Annotated in this window: 13 protein-coding genes and 1 tRNA gene; all 14 read right to left on the minus strand. The window is 64.5% G+C overall.

The features are described 5' to 3' along the window. Window positions 1-12 precede the first annotated feature (12 nt). The 14 genes from rbfA to nuoG all read right to left on the minus strand — a co-directional run bounded on the left by rbfA (window position 13) and on the right by nuoG (window position 16,123). The gene (rbfA, locus tag D579_RS0104995) at window positions 13-480 is read right to left on the minus strand and encodes a 30S ribosome-binding factor RbfA (RefSeq protein ID WP_018951287.1); all 468 of its coding nucleotides are present in this window, start codon (window positions 478-480) and stop codon (window positions 13-15) included. Further along, entirely contained in the window at window positions 480-3,242 is a 2,763-nt protein-coding gene (gene infB, locus D579_RS0105000) for a translation initiation factor IF-2 (RefSeq protein ID WP_018951288.1), read from the minus strand. The genes rbfA and infB overlap by 1 nt, the downstream gene beginning before the upstream one ends. Window positions 3,243-3,306: 64 nt before the next feature. Further along, entirely contained in the window at window positions 3,307-4,800 is a 1,494-nt protein-coding gene (gene nusA, locus D579_RS0105005; protein ID WP_018146222.1) for a transcription termination factor NusA, read from the minus strand. 77 nt (window positions 4,801-4,877) lie between these two features. Further along, on the minus strand, window positions 4,878-5,333 hold the full coding sequence (rimP, locus tag D579_RS0105010) for a ribosome maturation factor RimP (protein ID WP_018951289.1): 456 nt from the start codon (window positions 5,331-5,333) through the stop codon (window positions 4,878-4,880). A 214-nt stretch (window positions 5,334-5,547) separates the two neighbouring features. After that, window positions 5,548-5,624, minus strand: a tRNA-Met gene (locus tag D579_RS0105015). Window positions 5,625-5,687: 63 nt separating this feature from the next. Continuing rightward, window positions 5,688-6,032, minus strand: a complete 345-nt coding sequence (locus D579_RS0105020) for a DUF2818 family protein (RefSeq protein WP_026287928.1) — start codon at window positions 6,030-6,032, stop codon at window positions 5,688-5,690. A 3-nt stretch (window positions 6,033-6,035) separates the two neighbouring features. Beyond that, window positions 6,036-7,484 carry an NADH-quinone oxidoreductase subunit NuoN gene (gene nuoN, locus D579_RS0105025; RefSeq protein WP_018167896.1) on the minus strand — a complete coding sequence of 483 codons (1,449 nt, stop codon included), beginning with the start codon at window positions 7,482-7,484 and terminating at the stop codon, window positions 6,036-6,038. Between the two features lie 13 nt (window positions 7,485-7,497). After that, on the minus strand, window positions 7,498-9,012 hold the full coding sequence (locus D579_RS0105030; protein ID WP_018167897.1) for an NADH-quinone oxidoreductase subunit M: 1,515 nt from the start codon (window positions 9,010-9,012) through the stop codon (window positions 7,498-7,500). Between the two features lie 52 nt (window positions 9,013-9,064). Then, complete coding sequence (gene nuoL / locus D579_RS0105035) at window positions 9,065-11,074, minus strand: NADH-quinone oxidoreductase subunit L (protein WP_018951290.1); 2,010 nt, start codon at window positions 11,072-11,074, stop codon at window positions 9,065-9,067. A 6-nt stretch (window positions 11,075-11,080) separates the two neighbouring features. Further along, window positions 11,081-11,386: an NADH-quinone oxidoreductase subunit NuoK gene (nuoK, locus tag D579_RS0105040; RefSeq protein ID WP_018141813.1), complete on the minus strand. Its 306-nt coding sequence runs from the start codon at window positions 11,384-11,386 to the stop codon at window positions 11,081-11,083. Window positions 11,387-11,475: 89 nt separating this feature from the next. Further along, the gene (locus D579_RS0105045) at window positions 11,476-12,132 is read right to left on the minus strand and encodes an NADH-quinone oxidoreductase subunit J (protein WP_018146228.1); all 657 of its coding nucleotides are present in this window, start codon (window positions 12,130-12,132) and stop codon (window positions 11,476-11,478) included. Window positions 12,133-12,147: 15 nt separating this feature from the next. Further along, on the minus strand, window positions 12,148-12,636 hold the full coding sequence (nuoI, locus tag D579_RS0105050) for an NADH-quinone oxidoreductase subunit NuoI (protein ID WP_018146229.1): 489 nt from the start codon (window positions 12,634-12,636) through the stop codon (window positions 12,148-12,150). Between the two features lie 10 nt (window positions 12,637-12,646). Beyond that, entirely contained in the window at window positions 12,647-13,711 is a 1,065-nt protein-coding gene (gene nuoH / locus D579_RS0105055; RefSeq protein WP_018146230.1) for an NADH-quinone oxidoreductase subunit NuoH, read from the minus strand. 12 nt (window positions 13,712-13,723) lie between these two features. Continuing rightward, complete coding sequence (gene nuoG, locus D579_RS0105060; RefSeq protein ID WP_018951291.1) at window positions 13,724-16,123, minus strand: NADH-quinone oxidoreductase subunit NuoG; 2,400 nt, start codon at window positions 16,121-16,123, stop codon at window positions 13,724-13,726. Window positions 16,124-16,135: the final 12 nt, after the last annotated feature.

Raw genomic sequence — 16,135 nt, forward strand, 5'->3', positions numbered from 1 at the left:
AAACGCCCGGGCTCAGGCCCCGCGTTCCGGTCCCTCGTCCGGATCGCGTCGCTCGTCGGAGCCACCGTCATCTGCCGCGCCGTCCCCATCCGGGGCCTCGGGATCGTCGGCATGATGCGCCCGATCCTCGGCCAGCGCCTGGTTGATCAGTGACGACAGGTGCGCGCCGCGCTCCGGCGTGTCGTCATAGATGAAGCGCAATTGCGGCACCGAGCGCAGACGCATGCGCTGCCCCAGGGCCCGGCGCAGAAAACCGGCGGCGCTGTTCAAGCCCTTCTGCGCATCCTGACCCTTCTCGGCCCCGCCGAGCTGGGTGAAATACACTCGGGCATACGCCAGATCGCGCGACACCTCGACCCCGGCCAGCGTGATCATGCCGACCCGCGGGTCCTTGACCTCCATGCGGATGAGCTCGGCCAGCTCGCGCTGGATCTGCTCCCCGACTCGGTCGGAACGATGGAAGTCGCGGTTACCGGGCATCAGAGCGTCCGGGCCACCTCGACGCGCTGGAAGACCTCGATCTGGTCACCCGCCTTCACGTCGTTGTAGTTCTTCACCGCGATACCACATTCGGTACCGGCCTTGACCTCGTTCACATCGTCCTTGAAGCGACGCAGGCTCTCCAGCTCGCCCTCGTAGATTACGACGTTGTCGCGCAGCACGCGGATCGGGTTGCCCCGCTTGACCGCGCCCTCCATCACCAGACAGCCGGCCACCTGACCAAAGCCCGAGGCCTTGAACACGTCGCGCACCTGCGCCAGGCCGACGATCTCTTCGCGGATCTCGGCCGACAGCAGACCGGACAGCGCCTGCTTCACGTCGTCGATCGCCTCGTAGATCACCGAGTAGTAGCGCACGTCGATCTCGTTCTCCGCCGCGAGGCGCTTCGCGCCCGCATCGGCACGCACGTTGAACGCGATCACGATCGCCTCGGAGGCCATCGCCAGGTTCATGTCAGACTCGGAGATCCCGCCCACGCCGGCGGAGACCACCTTCACGCGGACCTCGTCGGTGGACAGCTTGATCAGCGACTCGCGCAGGGCCTCGGCCGAGCCCTGCACATCCGCCTTGATCAGGATGTTCACGGTCGCGATCTGGCCGTCCTGCATCTGGTTGAAGATGTTCTCCAGCTTCGACGCCTGCTGCGCGGCCAGCTTGCGCTCGCGTTGCTTGGTGTCGCGATGTTCTGCGACCTCGCGGGCCGTCTTGTCATCGGCCACCACCAGCACCTCGTCGCCAGCGTCCGGCACCCCGGACAGGCCCAGGACCTCGACCGGCATCGACGGGCCGACTTCCTTCACGGCCGTGCCGGTATCGTCGAACATCGCCCGCACGCGGCCGTATTCCTTGCCCGAGAGCACGATGTCGCCGTGCTTGAGCTTGCCGGACTGGACCAGAATGGTCGCCACCGGACCGCGGCCTTTCTCCAGGCGCGATTCGATGACCACACCACGCGCCGGACCCTCGTCCGGGGCCTTCAGCTCCATCACCTCGGCCTGCAGCCCCAGGGACTCCAGCAGATCGTCGATCCCCTGGCCGGTATGGGCGGAGACCTGAATGAACTGGGTATCGCCGCCCCAGGACTCGGGGATTACCTCGTGCTGGGCCAGTTCGTTCATGACCCGATCCGGTTCGGCCTCGGGCTTGTCGACCTTGTTGACCGCCACGACCATCGGCACGCCCGCAGCCTTCGCATGCTGGATCGCCTCAATGGTTTGCGGCATCACGCCGTCATCCGCCGCAACCACCAGGATGACAATGTCGGTGGATTGGGCGCCGCGGGCACGCATTGCGGTAAACGCGGCATGCCCCGGGGTATCCAGGAAGGTCACGCCATCGTGGTTGTTCTTCACGTGGTAGGCGCCGATGTGCTGGGTAATCCCACCCGCCTCGCCAGAGGCGACCTTCTCCTTGCGGATATAGTCCAGCAGCGAGGTCTTCCCGTGGTCGACGTGACCCATCACGGTCACCACCGGCGGCCGCGGCCGGGCCTCGGCATTCTGCTCGAGACCGGTATCGATCTCGTCTTCGACCGAGGTTTCCTTCGCGGCGATCGGGTTATGCCCCATCTCCTCGACCACCAGCATCGCGGTGTCCTGATCAATCGACTGATTGATGGTCGCCATCACGCCCATGCCCATCAGGGCCTTGATCAGCTGCGGCGCCTTGATCGCCATCGCCTGGGCCAAGTCGGCCACGGTAATGGTTTCCGGCACCTCGACATCCCGCACCACCGGCGCGGTCGGCTTGGCAAAGCCATGCTTGCTGGTCACGGCCTGAGCCGCAGCGGACTGGGCCTTGCGGCTCTCGCCCTTCTTGCGGCGACCGCGGCGGTCCCCGGCTACATGCAGTTCCTTGCGCTCGTCCTTGCGGCCACCCTTGCGGGCGCCCTTGCCGGCCTTGGCATCGGCTGCCGGGGCAGCCGCCGGAGCGGCCTGCCGCGCTGCGGCTTCGCGCTCCAACCGTGTCTGTTCTTCCTTCTCGCGTTTGGCCTCCTGGGCCTCGAGCTCTTTCGCCCGACGCTTCTGGCGTTCTTCGCGTTCAACGGCTTCCTGCTTGCGCGCGTCGGACGCCTTGCGCTGGGCTTCGCGCTCGGCCTCCACCTGCAGCGCCAGCTGCTCGGTACGGCTGAGCGCACGCTTCGGCTTCTCGGACACGGGTTCCGGTTCGGCAGCGGGCTCCTCGACCGGCGCCTCTTCGGCCACCTCGGGTTCCGGCTCGGCCGGAGTCTCGACGACCGGCTCTTCAGCCTTGGGCTCCTCGACCGGCACCTCTTCGGCGACCGGGGTCTCGTCCTCGACCGGGGCCTCGGGGGCCGTGTCTTCCGCCGGGCCGGCGGCACGGATTTCTTCCGGGGCCTCGGGCGCCGGGGCCTGTTGCTCCTCGGCCACCGGCGGCTCTTCCACCGGGGCCTCGGGCTGTGCCTCGGCGGGCTTGGGCTTGAGGGTCCGCTTCTTGCGCACCTCGACGTTGACCGTCTTGGAGCGCCCCTGGCCGGAACTGACCTTGAGGGTCTGCGCCTGGGTCCGGCGCTTCAGGGTCACGCGCCCTGCGTCGCCCTCGCCATGCGCCTGACGGAGGTGATCGAGCAGCTTGCGCTTTTCGGCATCGGTGATCGCCGCTTCCGGACCATCGACCTCGACGCCCGCCTCCTTGAGCTGAACCATGAGGCGGTCAACCGGTGTTCCCACCGATTCCGCGAATTGCTGCACTGTCATTTGCGCCATGGCGCCTACCTCCATTCCAGATTCTTTTCAGGCCAACCGACAGCCTGTGATACGCGTCCGCGAGACGAGCGACCGGGGCTTACTCCCCGGTTTCGAACCACGGGGCGCGCGCCGTCATAATCAGCGCCGACGCCTCTTCCGTATCCAGGCCGGTCATCTCGACCACGTCGTCGGATGCCTGCTCCGCCAGGTCCTCCATGGTGCACACGCCATGTGACGCCAGCTTGTTCGCCAGCGCCGGGCTCATGCCTTCCATGCCGAGGAGATCCTCCGCGGGCTGATAGCCATCGCCACCCTCGGCCGCGATGGCCTTGGTCAGGAGCGCGTCGCTCGCACGATTGCGCAGCTCCTCGACCATGGCCTCGTCGAATTCCTCGATCGCCAGCAGTTCTGCCTCTTCCACATAGGCCACTTCGTCCAGGGTCGTAAAGCCTTCCTGAACCAGGATGCTGGCAACTTCCTCGTCGACATCCAGGGCCTCCATGAAGAACGCGACCAACTGCTGGGCCTCGGCGTCGCTCTTTTCGGCCGCCTGTTCCTCGGTCATCACGTTCAGTTCCCAGCCGGTCAGCTGGGAGGCCAGGCGGATGTTCTGGCCGCCACGGCCGATGGCCAGCGACAGCTTGTCTTCCTCGACCGCGATATCCATCGACTGCTTGTCCTCGTCGACCACGATCGACAGGACCTCCGCCGGCGACATCGCATTGATCACGAACTGAGCCGGATTCTCGTCCCAGACAATGATGTCGATGCGCTCGCCGGCCAGCTCGTTGGACACCGACTGCACACGCGAGCCGCGCATGCCGACGCAGGCGCCGACCGGATCCAGACGCGGGTCGTTGGAGCGCACCGCAATCTTGGCACGCATACCCGGGTCACGGGCCGCGCCCATGATGTCGATAATGTTCTGGCCGACCTCGGGCACCTCGAGCTTGAACAGTTCCATCAGGAACTCCGGCGCGGTGCGGCTGAGGATCAACTGCGGGCCACGGGCCTCGGGGCGGATCTCCTTGAGATAGCCGCGCAGCCGATCATTGGTACGCACGGTCTCGCGCGGGATCATGTGTTCGCGCGGGATCAGGGCCTCGGCGTTGCTCCCGAGGTCCACATAGGTGCCATTGCGATCCGTACGCTTGACGATCCCCATGACCAGCGTGCCAACGCGATCCTGGTACTCCGCGACGACCTTGGCCCGCTCGGCCTCGCGTACTTTCTGCACGATGACCTGCTTCGCGGCCTGGGCCGCAATGCGGCCGAAGTCCACGGCCTCGACCGGCTCCTCGATCACGTCGCCGACCTGGGCGTCCGGATTCTTCTGCTGGGCATAGGACAGCAGCGTCTGGTATTCCGGGGATTCGAACTCGGGGTCCTCGTCGTCCACCACGGTCCAGCGCCGGAAGGCCTCGTAATCACCCTCCTCGCGGTCGATGCTCACGCGAACGTCCATCTTGCCGCCGTGGTACTTGCGGGTCGCCATCGCCAGGGCCGATTCCAGGGCTTCGAAGATGATGTCCTTCTCCACTCCCTTCTCGTTCGCCACGGCATCAGCGACCAGCAGGATCTCCTTGTTCATGTCTTGCCTCTCCGCACTCGGCAGTTGCCTGCCGATTCAACAAAAAGCGTAGCAGCGCCCCGGACTACAGCTATTTTTTATAGCTGCTCAAGGACACGCGCGTTGTGGATCGCGGCCAGCGGCAGCTCATAGGCCATGCCGTCCACTTCCACCTCGATCATCGGATCTTCCACCGACAGCAGTACGCCACGGAAATTGCGGCGGTCATGCTCCGGCCATGCCAGACGCACCTTCACCGGATGACCGATGTAGGTCCGGAACTGCTCGGGGGTAAACAGAGGGCGTTCGATACCAGGGCTGGACACCTCCAGGGTGTAGTTCCCCTTCAGAGCCTCCTCGACCTCGATGACCGCACCGGCCTGATCGCTGACGCGCGCGCAATCGTCCACCGTGACGCCATTCTCGCCATCGATATAGATCCGCAGGACAGGCGGCGTGGAACCGGAGTGGTACTCCAGCCCCCACAGCTGCATGCCTTCCCCCTCGACAACCGGGGTCAGCAGTGTTTTCAGTTGTTCAGCCTTCTGCGACAAGGGCGTCTCGATCGACTCCGTCCCGCGGGCGGGACCCAGAAACAAAAAAAGGGCGCCGAACGCCCCTCGTACACCTTTCAAGATGACTGCAGCGAAACCTCCGCTGCGAGGCGCGCGGGAGCGCGGCCTTAAGGACGGCGGGCCGACCGCGAGCAGTTGCGACCGGACCATCGGTCCTTAACAAAAAGGCCCCGTACGGGGCCTCTCTGACAATTGGTAGCGGGGGCAGGATTTGAACCTGCGACCTTCGGGTTATGAGCCCGACGAGCTGCCAGACTGCTCCACCCCGCATCCGAGACGCAGAACTATACCAAAGCGGCGACCCGCCCCGCAAGGGCTGTCGCCGATTATTTACTAGCGTGCCCGGCGCTGGCCAGCCCGCAGGTGTGGACGCAGGTCGTAGCGCCAGATGTATCCGGGCAGGGCAAACATCGCGAACAGCGACAGGGTGATCACGTAGAACTCCCAGCCCTGCGGATGGATACCGCCGGTCGCCTGGAACTCCAGCCCCTTCCCGATGGCGCCGATCACGATATACAGCACGAGCCATTCGCCAATGCGGGTCCACGGCCCCTTGATGCCACTCTCCGGCACCACCATCAGGCCGATACGATCACTGAGCCAGGGCAGGTTGGCGCTGATAAACGCCACCACCACAAACCCCCAGACTAGAACATCAAACGGAATCCACTGTGTCACGAGTTACCCGATAATTGCGTAGTGGGTTAAAGACAGCAGCAGACCCGGGAAAATTCCCAACAGCAGCACCGCAAGCCCATTAATGCTAAGCGCAGCGGCCAGCGCACCGGACGGCTGGACCGGCTCCTCGGCACCTTCCTGGGGGTCGTCGAAGAACATCATCTTGACCACACGCAGGTAGTAGAAGGCGCCAATGATCGAGAAGATCACCGCGACGATCGCCAGCCAGACCAGTTCCGCGCCCACCGCGGCCTGGATCACCGCCAGCTTGGCGTAGAAGCCGACCGTCGGCGGTACACCGGCCATGGAGAACAACAGGAGCAGCATGATGAACGCAAACCAGGGGTTGCGCTTGGCGAGCCCCTTGAAGTCATCGATCTGGTCCGCTTCGTACCCCTTGCGCGACAGGAACACGATCATCCCGAAACCACCGGCGGCCGTGATCGCGTAGACGATCACGTAGAACATGGCCGAGGCGTACCCGCTATCGGTGCCCGCCAGGATCCCCATGAACAGGAACCCGATATGGGCAATGGTCGAATAGGCCAGCATGCGCTTGATGCTGGTCTGGGCGATCGCGATCACGTTGCCCACGGCGAGCGACAGGACCGCGAGGATAATCAGCATGCCCTGCCAGTCGGCGTGCAGTGGCCCCATGCCTTCCACCAGCAACCGCATCAGGAAGGCGAATGCCGCAATCTTCGGCGCCGTGGCGATGAACAGCGTGACCGCGGTGGGGGCACCGTCGTAGACGTCCGGCACCCACATATGGAACGGCACCGCCCCCAGCTTGAACGCGATAGCGACCACCAGGAACACCAGACCGAAGACCAGCGGGACGTTCATGCTCTCGTCCGCAGCCACCAATTCGGCGGCGATCACGGCGATATCCAGCGAACCGGTCATGCCATAGATCATGGACATGCCGTAGAGCAGCAAACCGGATGCCAGCGCACCCAGCACGAAGTACTTCATGGCCGCCTCGGTGGCGCGCGAGTTGTCGCGCCAGAACGCGACCAGCGCGTAGGACGACAGCGACAGCAGCTCCAGGCCCAGGTACAGGGTCAGCAGGTTGTGCCCCGAGATCATGATCATCATGCCGAGCACCGCGAACAGGCCCAGCACGTAGAACTCGCCCTTGTGGATACCGCGCTCCATCAGGTACGGACGGGCATACAGGAAGACCAGGAAGCTGGTCACGTACACCGCCACCTTCAGGATGTCGGCCATCGGGTCCTTCACGAAGGTATCCGAGAAGGTCAGGACCGTCTCCGGCCCCATCATCCACAGTGTCAGACCCGCCGCCGCGACCAGGGTCGCCTGCACCAGGCCGTAGGTGACATCACGCCGCGAATCCGGCAGGAACGCGTCGATCACCAGGATCAGGCACGCCATCCCGAGCACGAACATCTCGGGCACGGCGGGGAGGAAATTGGGGATCTCGAAATTCATGTCAGGCGCCCCTTCAGAGCTTCGACTGCGCGATATGCGCCACGAGGTGGTCGATGGTCGCGTTCATCACATCCAGCAGCGGGGCCGGCCATACGCCCAGCAGCAGCGTGAAGAAGGCCAGCACGCCCATCAGGAAGAACTCGCGGCGATTCATGTCGGAAAGACCGGCCACGTTCTCATTGGCCACCGCGCCGAAGATCACGCGCTTGACCAGCCACAGGGTGTAGCCAGCGGCCAGGATCAGGGTGGTAGCGGCGAGGAAGGCGATCCAGAAATCCGCCTTGAACGCGGCCAGGATGACCATGAACTCGCCGACGAATCCGGACGTGCCCGGCAGGCCGGTGTTGGCCATGGCGAACAGCACGAAGAACGCGGCGAACCACGGCATGGTGTTCACCACACCGCCGTAGTCGGCGATCTGCCGGCTGTGCAGGCGGTCGTACAGCACCCCCACCGCGAGGAACATCGCCGCCGAGATGAAGCCATGCGAGATCATCTGCACCATGCCGCCGGCGATACCCAGCGAGGCGCCTTCCCAGTCACCGGTGTTGGAGTAGATGTAGAAGGCGAGGAAGAAGCCCAGGGTCACGAAGCCCATGTGCGCGATCGACGAATACGCGATCAGCTTCTTCATGTCGCTCTGGATCAGCGCCACCAGACCGATGTAGACGATCGCGATCAGCGACAGCACGATCATCATGGTGTCGAGCACGGCGCTGGCATCCGGGGTGATCGGCAGCGAGAAGCGCAGGAAGCCATAGCCCCCGATCTTCAGCATGATCGCCGCCAGGATCACCGAGCCGCCAGTGGGCGCCTCCACGTGGGCATCCGGCAGCCAGGTATGCACCGGGAACATCGGGATCTTCACCGCGAACGCCATGAAGAACGCGAGGAAGATCAGGATCTGCGCGGTCAGGCCGATCTGCAGGGCATGGAAATCCTGGATCAGGAAGCTGCCGGACTGGATGTACATCCAGATCAGCGCGACCAGCATGAACACCGAACCGAGGAAGGTGTAGAGGAAGAACTTGAGGGTGGCGTAGACACGCCGCGGACCGCCCCATATCCCGATCACCAGGAACATCGGGATCAGCATCGCCTCGAAGAACACGTAGAACAGCACCGCATCCATCGATGCGAACATGCCGATCATCAGGCCTTCCATCACCAGCATCGCGGCCATGTAGTAGGCGATGCGGTCCTTCACCGATTCCCACGCGGCAACCACGACGACCACAGTGATCAGCGTGGTCAGCAGGATCAGCGGCATGGAGATGCCGTCCACACCCAGGTGGTAGTTCACGTTGAACGCCGGGATCCAGGAGGCCAGCTCCTGGAATTGCATCTCGGCGGTCCCCCGCTCGAACACGAACCAGAGCGGCAGGCTGACGACAAAGGTCGCTACGGCCACCGCGAGCCCGAGCCGACGCGCCACATGGGGCGCGTCGCGCCCGGCGGCGAGCACCAGGAAGCCGCCGAGAATCGGCAGCCAGATCAACAGACTCAAGATAGGCCAGTCAGCAAACATGGTCGTTCCTTGAAACAGCGATGGGCTTCGAGCGCATGGGTGTCGAAGCCGCTCAGATCACGAAGGCGAACATCAAGACCAGCAGGCCGATGATCATCACGAACGCGTAGTGGTAGAGGAAGCCGGACTGCATGTGACGGACACGCGACGAGATCCAGCCGATCGAGCGCGCCGTGCCATTGACCAGCAAGCCGTCGATGATCAGCGCGTCACCATAGCGCCACAGCGCCCGCCCGAGACGCACCGACCCGCCGGCAAAGAACCAGTCGTTGAAGCGGTCGAAGCCGTACTTGTCCTCGAGGATGCGCACCCCGAGCTTCAGGCGCTCGGCGATTAACGCCGGCAGTTCCGGGCGCTTCATGTACAGGTACCAGGCGGTCGCCAGGCCAGCCATTGCCAGCCAGAACGCCGGCAGCATCAGACCGTGCAGTACAAAGCCGATGACCCCGGTGTAGGTCTCGCCCTTGGTCGCCAGCACATCCTGCTCCGGCAGCACGAACAAGCTGTTGGCGAAGAAGTCACCAAACAACATCGGACCGATGAAGTAGCCAGCCACGACCGACGGGATCGCCAGCAGGATCAGCGGCACGGTCACCACCCACGGCGACTCCTTCGGCTGCAACGGACCGTGGTGGTGGTCATCGCCATGCTCATCGTCGTGTTCGTCGCCGTGGTCCGGCATGTACTTGTGTGCCTGGTCATAGCGCTCCTCGCCGTGGAACACCATGAAGAACATGCGGAAGGTGTATAGCGCGGTGACGAACACCCCGGCCAGCACCAGCCAGTAGGCGAACGTGGCCCCCGGGGTTTCGGAATAGCCCACCGCCTCGATGATCGCGTCCTTGGAGAAGAACCCGGAGAAGAACGGGAAGCCGATCAGGGCCAGCGAGCCAATCAGCGCGGTCACGTAGGTGATCGGCATGTACCGACGCAGGCCGCCCATCGCGCGCATGTCCTGCAGGTGGTGCATGGCGATGATCACCGAGCCGGCCGCCAGGAACAGCAGCGCCTTGAAGAAGGCGTGGGTCATCAGGTGGAACAGCCCCGCGGCGTACGCCGACGCACCCAGCGCCACGGTCATGTAACCCAGCTGGGACAGCGTCGAATAGGCGACCACGCGCTTGATGTCGTTCTGCACCAGCCCGATCAGGCCCATGAAGAACGCAGTGATCGCGCCGATGATTAGAATGAACGACAGCGCCGCGACCGAGAACTCGTACAGCGGCGACATGCGCGCGACCATGAAGATGCCCGCGGTCACCATGGTGGCCGCGTGGATCAGCGCGGAGATCGGCGTCGGGCCTTCCATGGAATCCGGCAGCCAGACGTGCAGCGGCACCTGGGCAGATTTCCCCATCGCACCGATGAACAGGAAGATCAGCGCCAGGTCCAGCAGGCCGAAGGTCCAGCCCGGCCAGATGGTGATCGTGGCCTCGCTCATCGCCTGGCCTTCGGCGAACACCTCGGTGTAGTTGAGGCTGCCGGTATAGAACACCAGCGCGGCGATGCCGATCAGGAAACCGAAGTCCCCGACCCGGTTCACGATGAACGCCTTCATGTTCGCGTAGGTCGCGGTCGGGCGCTTGTACCAGAAGCCAATCAGCAGATAGGAGACCAACCCCACGGCCTCCCAGCCGAAGAACAGCTGCATGAAGTTGTTCGCCATCACCAGCATCAGCATGGAGAAGGTGAACAACGAGATGTACGCAAAGAAGCGCTGATAGCCTGGATCGTCCTTCATGTACCCGATGGTGTAGATGTGCACCATCAGGGAGACGAAGGTGACCACGAGCATCATCATCGCGGTCAGGTTGTCGACCAGGAACCCGACTTCGAACTGGATTCCGTCCGACACCAGCCAGGTGTAGAGGGTCTCGTTGTAGACCCCGGCATCCCCGAAGACATGCGCCCAGAAGACCACCACAGACAGGATGAACGACACCGCCACCCCCAGGATGGTGACGATGTGCGCCCCGGCACGGCCAATCTGGCGACCGAACAGGCCGGCGGCGATCGCGCCGAACAGCGGCGCCAGAACAATGAGTAGATAGATCGTATCCATGGCCGTTTATCCCTTCATTGCATCCATGTCCTGGACGTTGATGGTTCCGCGGTTACGGAACAGCAACACCAGGATGGCGAGGCCGATGGCCGCCTCGGCCGCGGCGACGGTCAGGATGAAGAACACGAACACCTGGCCCGCGAGGTCCTGCAGGAAAAACGAGAAGGCAATGAAGTTGATGTTCACCGCGAGCATCATCAGCTCGATGCACATCAACAGCACGATCACGTTTTTCCGGTTCAGGAAGATCCCGGCCACGCTGATGGAAAACAAAAGCGCGGCCAGCACCAGGTAGTGCTCTAGCGTAATCATGTTCTAGCCCTGAGTTCTTTCGGGGACGTTGGCCGCCCCCGGTGTCCGGGTCCCGGCGCGCGGCCGGGATGCCTGTGTACTCGGTGTGCCTACTTCGAACCGTCGTCCCTGCCCGGGGCGTTCGCCCCGGACCCCTGCGCACCCCGGCGCGGGGCTTCTTTCTTCTCCGACGGCATGGCGACCATGCGCACCCGCCCTTCGCGGGAGACCGCCATCTGCTTGCCCGGGTCGATCGACTTGTTGTCCGGCCGCTTGCGCATGGTCAGCGAGATCGCGGCGATGATCGCGACCAGCAGGATGACCGCGGCGATCTCGAACGGGTAGACGTACTCGGTGTACAGGATCGCGCCCAGGGCCTCGGTGTTGGCGTACTCGGGGCCGGCGCGCTCGGGGGCGTCCATGGTGATGTAGCGGGTAATCACCAGCACCAGCACGGTGGCCATGGCCAGCGCGACCACGATCCCCGCCGGCAGATACTCGGCGAAGCCCTCGCGCAGTTTGGCGAGATTGATGTCCAGCATCATCACCACGAACAGGAACAGCACCATGACCGCGCCGACGTACACCAGCACCAGGACGATGCCCAGGAACTCGGCCTCCGCCATGACCCACAATGCCGCGGCGGCAACAAAGCAAAGCACCAGGAACAGCGCCGCATGCACCGGGTTGCGCACGCTGATCATCGCCAGCGCACCTCCCAGCAGGATCGCACCGAACAGGTAGAAAAGGACAAGCTCGAAGGTCATGAGGCGTTCCCTGCGTTACCGGTAGGGGGCGTCGACCGCGCGGGCCTGCGCGATCTCTTTCTCGAAGCGGTCACCAATGGCCAGGAGCTTGTCCTTGGTCATGATCTGCTCGCCCCGGTTCTCGAAGTGGTACTCGAACAGGTGCGTCTCGACGATGGAATCCACCGGACAGGCCTCTTCGCAGAAGCCGCAGAAGATGCACTTGAACAGGTCAATGTCGTAGCGCGTGGTCCGCCGCGTGCCGTCGTCGCGCTCCTCGGAGTCGATGGTGATCGCCAGCGCCGGGCACACCGCCTCGCACAGCTTGCAGGCGATGCAGCGCTCTTCGCCGTTGGGATAACGGCGCAGGGCGTGCAGTCCGCGGAAGCGCGGCGACATCGGCGTCTTCTCGTCCGGGTATTGCACGGTGAACTTGCGGCTCAACAGGTAACGCCCGGTCAGGCGCAGCCCCAGCAGCAGCTCGAAGAACAGGAAACTCTTGAAGAAACGGCGCACGGCTTTCATCACGATCTCCTCAGGCGAACCACGGGCCGACGTTGAACGCGACCAGCACGCCCTCGACAAACAGCCAGACGATGGTCACCGGGATCAGGACCTTCCAGCCCAGGCGCATGATCTGGTCATAGCGATAGCGCGGGAAGGTGGCGCGGAACCACAGGAAGGCGAACAGGAACACCGCCGTCTTGAACAGGAACCAGTGAATCCCGTGATCCAGCAGTGCCCCGATCACCGGCCAGTCGAACACGGCGGCCGGCAGGATGCCCTGGAACGGCGACAGCCAGCCCCCCAGGAACAGGATCGCGGTCAGCGCCGAGATCAGGATCATGTTGGCGTATTCGGCCAGGAAGAACACCGCGAACGCCATGCCGGAGTATTCCACATGGAACCCGGCCACGATCTCGGACTCGCCCTCCGCGACGTCGAAGGGCGCACGGTTGGTCTCCGCGATCCCGGAGATGAAGTACACGAAGAACATCGGCAGCAACGGCAGCAGGAACCAGTGGTACATGCTCCCGGACTGCGCCTCGATAATCCCGCCCACGTTCAGGGTGCCGGCAGCCATCAGCACGCCCACCAGGGCGAAGCCCATCGCGATCTCGTAGGAGACCAGTTGCGCGGCCGAGCGCAGCGAGCCCAGCAGCGCGTACTTCGAGTTCGAGGCCCAGCCCGCGATGATGATGCCGTACACACCGAGGGAGGTCAGCGCCAGCAGATACAGCAGGCCGGCGTTCACGTCCGCCAGGGCCCCGCCGTCGAAAAACGGAACCACCGCCCAGGCCGCCAAAGCCGGCGCAATCGTAAGCACCGGGGCGCTGAGGAACAGGAAGCGATTGGCGTTGGTCGGGAGGATGACCTCCTTGGTCAACAGCTTCAGGGCGTCCGCGATCGGCTGCAACCAGCCGCGCGGGCCCACCCGGTTCGGGCCGATGCGCACGTGGGCGTAACCGATAACCTTGCGTTCGGCGAAGGTCGTGTAGGCCACGGCCAGCATCAGCGGAATCACGATCAGCTGAATGCCGATCAGGATCTGCATGACCGTCGGAAGGCTGTAGAAGAGGTTCATCATCCAGTCGAACATGTCTTAAGTCCCTCAGGCCCGCGCCAGCGTGACCGTGGTGTTCGGCAGGCCGAGGGCCCCCATGGCCGCGGAGCCCGCAAAGGTCACGGCCAGACCCGGCGGCACCGAATCGTCCAGCAACAGGGTCAATTCCGTTTCGGCCTTGCCCTGACGCAGTCGCACGCGGCTGCCATGGGCGTGCTCGCCGGCGGACTCGGGATGCACCAGCACGCTCTCGGCCAGCAGCCCTTCTGGGCTGGTCTGCAGCGGCTCGGCACGGCGCACCAGCGGATCGCCGCTGTAGAGTGCGGCCGCCTGCACACGGTACAGACCGTCGCCCGCGCCGGCCTCGCGCACCTCCACCTGCACCTTGTTGAGGTTGACACCGGTATCGAAGCTGGCTTCCGCCAGCTGGCCCTTCAGCTCGTCCCGCACTGCGGGCGAATCCAGGTAATCGAAGCCGCTCTGGTCGAGCAGATTGCCCAGCACGCGCCAGACCTTCCAGCCCGGCCGGGCGTCATCCGGGGCGCGCGAGGCGGCGCGGAAACTCTGCCAGCGGCCCTCGGCGTTCACGAAGGTCCCGGATTGCTCAAAGCTTGTGGCGATCGGCAGCAGCACATCCGCCACAGCCTCCAGTTCAGGCGTGGCGAAGCTGTTCAGGGCGACCACCAGACCGGCACGCTCCAGGGCTGCCTGGAAGGCCGCCGGATCGACCCCATCGCGGCCCGGCTCCAGCCCGGCGATCACGAATGCATCGCGTCCCTGTTCGAGCATCTCGGCGGCATTCGTACCGGCGACATCCAGCTCCGCCCCACCCGGGCCACGATGCGGCAGGACGCCAGCCAGCCAGGCACCCGCGGCATTCGCGCCCTGCGGCAGGTAACCCAGGCTGGCACCGGTATGTTTGGCGATCCAGCCTGCCAGGGCCCGCAACGTGGCGAAAGCTGGCCCATTGATTGCGGCGGCGCCCAGCAGCACATGGCCCCGCTTCCCGTCCAGCAGCGCACGGGCTGCGCGTTCGAAGGCTTCCCGCGTCTCGCCGTCGTCTGTCGCGGCCGCCTTGACGATCTTTTCCAGCTTTTTCGGCAGCGACTTGCCGGCCGCGGCGAGCTGCCCGGCGATCCCGGCGAGCGCCAGGACCTGGTCGTGCTCGTCGCCCACCAGCTGGGCCTGAACCGGATAGGTCAGGTCCAGCAGCATGTCGTTGATCAGGCTCACATGTGCACCGCGCGAGGCCGCCTTGCGCAGGCGGTGTGCCAGCAATGGCTGCTCGCGGCGCGGGTTGCTGCCCACCAGCAGAACGGCATCCGCGTTTTCGAGCTCGCCAATCGCGACCCCCAGATACGGGAACAGCGGGGCCGCCGCCTCGTCGCGGAAATCGCGCTGATTCACGCGGTGATCGATGTCGGTGACACCCATGCCCCGCAGCACTTTTTGCGCCAGGTAGTGTTCTTCCAGCGAGAGTGCAGGCGAGAGCAACGCGCCCACGCGCGCCGGGGCCACTTCCTTCAGGCCCTCGACGGCGTAGCTCAATGCGGTCTCCCAGGAGACCTCCTGCCACTGGCCGTCGACCTTGATCCGTGGGCGGGTCAGTCGATCCTCCGCATACAGACCGGTGTAGCTGAAGCGATCGCGGTCGGAGATCCAGGTCTCGTTGACCGCGTCGTTCTCGCGCGGGACGACCCGCATCGCACGGCCGTCGTCGGTATGCAGGAACAGATTGGAGCCGACCGCATCATGCGGGGCAATCGTCGCCGCCTGCGCGTATTCCCAGGCACGCGCGCTGTAGCGCGACGGCTTGGCGGTCAGCGCCCCAACCGGACACAGGTCGATCACGTTGCCGGAGAGCTCGTGGGCCACGGTCTTCTCGACGTAGGTGCCGATGCGCATGTGCTCGCCGCGTCCGGTCGCGCCCAGCTCGCGCACCCCGGCGATCTCCTCGCCGAAGCGCACACAACGAGTGCAGTGGATGCAGCGGGTCATCTCGGTCTCGATCAGCGGACCGATGTCCTTGTCCTTCACCACGCGCTTGGCTTCGGTATAGGTGGACACGCTCTCGCCGTAGCCCATGGCCACGTCCTGCAGCTCGCACTCGCCGCCCTGGTCACAGATCGGGCAGTCCAGCGGATGGTTGATCAGCAGGAACTCCATGGTCCCCTTCTGCGCGCGCAGCGCCAGCGGGGACTGGGTGTACACCTTCATGCCGTCCATCACCGGCGTGGCGCAGGCCGGCAGCGGCTTGGGTGCCTTTTCCACCTCGACCAGACACATACGGCAGTTGGCCGCCACCGACAGCTTCTTGTGGTAGCAGAACCGCGGAATGCGGATATCGGCATCATCGGCGACATCGATGAGCATGGCGCCCTTGGGCGCCTCCACCGTACGGCCGTCAATCTCGATGCTGACCAGATCTTGTTTCTGATCCTGACTCATGCTCGATTCCTG

Source organism: Thioalkalivibrio sp. AKL12, from assembly GCF_000377925.1.
GTDB lineage: Bacteria > Pseudomonadota > Gammaproteobacteria > Ectothiorhodospirales > Ectothiorhodospiraceae > Thioalkalivibrio > Thioalkalivibrio versutus.